General features: G+C 69.8%; 1 protein-coding gene. It reads left to right on the forward strand.

The features are described 5' to 3' along the window. Window positions 1–203: 203 nt before the first annotated feature. A partial coding sequence (locus tag AC1DU6_RS25230) for an eCIS core domain-containing protein (protein ID WP_477860430.1) occupies window positions 204–3,073 on the forward strand: 2,870 nt, incomplete at its 3' end.

The following is a 3,073-nucleotide window of genomic DNA, read 5'->3' on the forward strand; positions in this document are numbered from 1 at the left end:
AAGCTGGGGTCGACCCCAGCGAGGCTTCGCAACGCCGCGCGCGGGCTTTTGAGTGACAACCCTTCGGGAGAGGGGCTACGCGGGCGCATGGCTTTGTTGCGCGCCTTGCCCGGGCACCCAGCCCGGGCTTCAGCGCGACGCCTAGCCGTGCACCCGCGTAGCCCCTCTCGCACCGATTCCCGTAGCGTTAGCAGGCCCTGACCATGCAGGCGCGCACCGCCACCGCACGCAAGCCACGAGGCGCAGCCAGCCGCGGGCCACCGCGCGCAGCGGCAGCCAAATCATCGGCCGCAGGCCTGCCCCGCTATCTGCAGGACAAGGCCGGCGGCGGCCAGCCGCTGCCGGCGCCGGTGCGCACCGAGATGGAAGGCCGCTTCGGCGTGCCGCTGGCCGATGTTCGCGTGCACACCGATGGCGACGCCGCCGGGTCCGCCGCCGGCATGGGCGCGCGGGCCTACACGGCCGGCAGCAATATCGTCTTCGGCGCTGCCCACTTCGCGCCGGAAAGCGCAGAGGGCCGCGGCCTGCTCGCGCACGAGCTCACCCACGTCGTGCAGCAGCAGCGTGCGGGCGTGCCTGCGACCCAGCCGAGCGCGGCCGACGGTGGCGCCCACCACGACAAGGCCGAACGCGAGGCCGAGGCCAATGCGAAGAAGGTGGCCAGCAGCGCGCCGCTGACGGCCAAGGAAACACCTGCCGCCGGCGTGCAGCGCTCAGGCATTCTGGACACCCTCGGCAACGCCGCGGGCGCCGTGGCCGATTTCGGCGGCGATGTCGTGGATGCCGGCGTGGATGCAGCCGGTTCCGCCGTCGAGGCGGTCGGCGAAGCCATCGGTGCCGTGGCCATGCGCCTGGTGCGCGAAGTGGCGCCCAGCCTCGTGCCTGTCATCGAGCGCGGCCCGATGGCGCTGCTGCGCGAGATGGTGTCCTCGGCGCTGGACGGCCTGGCCTCGGTGCTCAACGCGCTGGACCCGAGCGGCACGCTGACGACGATGCTGGGCGTGTTCACCGGCCTTGTCGAGCGGGCCAGCGGCATTGCCGCCGCGCTGATCTCGGGCGACTGCCAGCCGCTGTTGAACGCCATCGACGAGCTGAAGACCTTCGTGACGGAAGTGGCCGGCGAAGCCTGGGACCGCTTGACGACCTTCCTGCAGCCCATCGGCGACTTCTTCACCGACCTGTGGAACGGCTATGGCGCGCCGGCCATCGAGTGGCTGCGCAGCAAGGCCGGCGCCGTGTGGGCGCGCATCGAGGCCTTCGGCACCGACATCTGGAACTGGACCGCGCCGGTGCGCAATGCCGTCGGCGATGCCTGGGGCTGGGTCAAGGAGCAGCTCTTCGGGCCGGAGGATGCGACCAGCGCCGACAGCTCCGGCGGCATCGTCGGCTGGATCACGAGCAAGGCCGGCGATGCCTGGGACTGGGTGAAGGAGCAGACGGCGCCGGTCTGGCAACCCATCGCCGCCACGGCGCAGAAGGTGGCGGACATGCTGCCGCCGCCGTGGATGCGCAACTTCGGCCAGCAGATGCAGCAGATGTCGACGCAGCTGAACGCGTCGGCCACGGCCATGGAAGGCGGCGATGGCGTGGCCGAGAACCGCGACACGTTGGCCACCGTGCTGCCGTCGGTGACCCAGGTCATCGGCACCGTGCGCAACGTCATCGTCGAGGCCGGTGGCTGGGTGTCGACCAAGGTGGGTGCGCTGGGCACGGCGGTGTCTTCGTTGATGGGCAGCCTGCGCTCCAGCAGCCTGATGGCCATGCTGGCCAATGCCCTGGGCTGGCTGGAGGACGCCGCCCTGCGCCTCGTGAGCTGGGCAGACGAGAAGGTGCGCGGCCTGTTCGACTGGATCCTGCAGGGCTTCGACGCGCTGACGCCCTTCATCGAGAACGCAGTGGGCGTGGTGCGCAAGCTCATCGGCGTGGTGGGCGACCTGATGCGCCTGCCCCAGCTCATCCTGTCCAGCGTCTGGGAGGCGATTCCCTGCTGCATCCGGGAGCCCATCAAGAACTTCGTCTTCAACCAGATCCTGGCGCGCATTCCCGTCTTCGGCCAGTTCTTCAGCGACCCGACGCTGTGGCCGCGCGTGCAGGCCACGGCCCTGCGCATCCTGCGCCAGGTGTTCGTCGACGGCGACCTGGCCGGCGCGGCCTGGACCTTCTTCCAGTCGGTGCTGCGCGTGCTGGGCCTGCCGCCAGAGCTGGTGGTGCAGGTGCTGGCCAAGGCGGCCGCGGCCATCGGCGACATCCTGACCGACCCGGTGGGCTTCCTCATCAACCTGCTGGGCGCCGTGAAGGCCGGCTTCGGGCGCTTCTTCGAGAACATCGGTACCCACTTGCTCAACGGCGTCAGCGGCTGGCTGTTCGGCCAGGCCCAGTCCGCCGGCATCACGCCACCGACCGACTTCTCGATCGGCTCCATCTTCGGCTTCGTGCTGCAGGTGCTGGGCATCACGGTGGAGCACATCTTCGAGCGGCTGACGCTCAAGCTCGACGCCAGCACCGTGCGGCGCCTGCGCCAGATCATGAACCTGGCCACCGGCGCCTGGCACTTCCTGTCCATCCTTATCAACGAGGGGCCGGCGGGGCTGTGGGTGGAGATCCAGAACCAGCTGTCCAACCTGTGGGATCGCGTGCTGGACGGCGTCATCAGCTGGGTCACCGACGCCATCATCGGCCGCGCCACGCGCTGGCTGATGAGCCTGCTGGACGTGACCGGCATCATGCCGGTCATCAACACGCTGGTGGCGGTCTACAACGCCATCGAGTCCTTCATGCAGTACCTGCGCGAGATGCTGGAGATCGTCTCGCGCGTGCTCGACGGCATCCTGGACATCGCCCACGGCGCCATCGACGGTGCGGCGGTTTTCCTGGAGGACGCGCTGGACCGCGCCATGCCGGTGGCCATCGGCTTCCTCGCCAACCAGTTCGGCCTGGGCCGCATCGGCGAGCGCATGCACGAGCTGCTGGAGACCGTGCGCGCGCTGGTCGACCAGGCCATCGACTGGCTGATCGACCGCGCCATCGAGCTCGGCCAGGCCTTCATCGCGATGGTGCGCCGCGGCGTGGCTGC

Source organism: Roseateles sp. P5_B10, from assembly GCF_056400485.1.